The sequence below is a fragment of the Acetobacter lambici genome (genome assembly GCF_011516885.1).
GTDB lineage: Bacteria > Pseudomonadota > Alphaproteobacteria > Acetobacterales > Acetobacteraceae > Acetobacter > Acetobacter lambici.
The window spans coordinates 1-556 of record NZ_WOTD01000180.1 but is presented as its reverse complement, the minus strand read 5'-3'; the positions used below and the strand labels follow the sequence as shown (position 1 = coordinate 556).

General features: G+C 46.4%; 1 protein-coding gene. It reads right to left on the bottom strand.

The genetic code is table 11. From position 1 onward, the window contains the following. Positions 1 to 134: 134 nt before the first annotated feature. The coding region (locus GOB86_RS15765) for a MucR family transcriptional regulator (RefSeq protein ID WP_242012730.1) at positions 135 to 556 on the bottom strand (422 nt) is incomplete at its 5' end.

Sequence of the window (556 nt, the reverse complement as noted above, 5' to 3'; positions counted from 1 at the left end):
GAACCCGCCGCCAGAAGCAGAATATCGTCAATATTCCAGATCGGGCTCCTGTGGGATGACTGAATTCTACAAAATGACCCGAAATTGCCTCAAGTGTGAGAAATCCGCGTCATGGGGCAGGAAAAAAGCCTTAATCAACCGAGTTTCTTTTTACGTCCCCTTTTGACCTCAGGTAAGCGCGTCACAATGGCATCTTCTTCTGATTTTTCTTGCTGTAGTTCGGTAATCTCTTGTGACTTGTTATTCCCCAATCCTGAGGAGCGCGCTAAACGTGATCGTTGTTCTGAATAAGCTGGCGCGACCATCGGGTAATTAGCCGGCAATCCCCATTTTTTACGATAAGCTGAAGGGGTGAGGCCAAATGCTGACATCAGATGGCGTTTGAGCATTTTCACCTTTTTCCCATCTTCTAAACAGATAATATAATCAGGAAACACCGATTTCTTAGCACTACAGTTGCAATTTTGATTTGATATATGAGCGTTGTGCGGCTGCTTGGTGAGACCGTCTGAAGATTGACCATCTGAGAATGTGGGCGACGGGCAGGCTGCGTTGT